Origin of the sequence: Leptospira kemamanensis (assembly GCF_004769665.1) — a bacterium.
In the GTDB taxonomy this organism is placed as follows: Bacteria; Spirochaetota; Leptospiria; order Leptospirales; family Leptospiraceae; genus Leptospira_A; species Leptospira_A kemamanensis.
In genome coordinates, this window is sequence record NZ_RQGG01000022.1 from 1 (window position 1) to 1,457 (window position 1,457).

The window sequence follows — 1,457 nt, forward strand, 5'->3', positions numbered from 1 at the left end:
TCCATACATCCAAATCCCCCAATTGAGATCAGAAAAATTATGACAATTAGAATGGTATTTGCGAAAAATCGACTGGATAAGATTGAGAACATCAGATTGAGTCTAATAGTTTAACTATGAAACGTCGATCTATTTTTCAAACCAGTTTCCAGTTCGTTCCTGTTTTCTGTTTAGGGATGTTCTTTGTCTCTTGTATTTCCATCATCAATCCCGGAGAAGTGGGACTGATGTGGAGGCCATACAGCACAGGGCTTAGCCAAAAACCTTTAGAGTCTCGGGTTCAAACCTACATGCCATGGAATAGTGTGTATGTATATTCCATCCAATGGAGCAGTTACCAAGAGAAAGTGGAAGTATTGACACGAGATGATTTAACAATCACAGTCACTGCTAATATCATCATTCGACCCATTCAAAATGAAATCTATGAACTCGAAATGGAAATTGGTAGAGATTATTACGAGAAAGTTGTGAAACCACAATTCCGAACTGCCATTCGAAATATCCTCTCTGCTTACAATATGGTTTCGATATCAAAAGAAACACCAAATGTTTCTGCCCAAATCAAAAAATCTCTAACAGAAAAGTTAAAATTCAAACATGTTGAAATTGATGATGTGATTATCGATGATGTGGAATACAGTCCTTCTATCCTAAAAGCAATTGAAAGTAAACTTACCAAACAACAAGAACAAGAGCAGATGAAATTTGAGATTAACATTGCGAAACGTGATGCAGAAATCCAACAGATCTCAGCCGATGGAAAAGCCAAAGCAGTGTTAATCGAAGCAGAAGCGCAAGCCAAAGCTCAAAAGATGATTTCTGATTCGCTTACACCTAAGTACATCCAATTGAAAGCAATGGAGAATCCCAATAATAAATTGATTTTCATTCCAAATGGAAAAGATGGATTGCCGATCATCGTGAATCCAGATAGTAAATAAACACATACCTTCTTTAGAAAGGATTCTCTATCTTTAAAAGAAAAATGGGAAACAGATACTTGGATACGAAATCAAATCGTATCCAAGTGTTTTTTATATGCATGCTTTATAATCCTCAAAGAAAAGATAACTTCTTGAATACAAATTTATTTTCGTGCTTAGTTTAAATTCAAAAATGTCTTAGTAAAGAGTAGTAGATACGTTAGTAAAATTAAAACAAAACCCATCAAACAAGCGATCGAAATCATAGAATTTTTCATATTTAGCATTTTCATTTTCTTCCACATATCCCAGAGATAAAAGTGATCCACTAACTTTCATTAAGGTTCTGCTATAACAAAATCTACAGAACCAAAGTCAATTGATTTTCCCGAAAATGATTTTGTGACAAATTCAATTAGAATTTTCTAATATGGGTCATGGATTAACAAAGATTTGCCTTAGATTTGTTAGAATGGGTAGGATTTGAATAGGATACGGAATGTACGTTTAGGGATTTCGATGGTGGGATGG

1 protein-coding gene is annotated in these 1,457 nt (G+C 34.5%); it reads left to right on the forward strand.

The features are described from left to right. The first annotated feature begins 116 nt into the window (after positions 1 to 116). Positions 117 to 944 (forward strand): prohibitin family protein, encoded by an 828-nt coding sequence (locus EHQ59_RS08290; protein WP_208652345.1) that lies wholly within the window; start codon positions 117 to 119, stop codon positions 942 to 944. The last annotated feature ends 513 nt before the right edge of the window (positions 945 to 1,457 follow it).

What these genes read in the sequence shown, in the direction of transcription:
- EHQ59_RS08290 (WP_208652345.1), top strand. Translation starts at nt 117, where the DNA reads ATGAAACGTCGATCTATTTTTCAAACCAGTTTCCAGTTCGTTCCTGTT.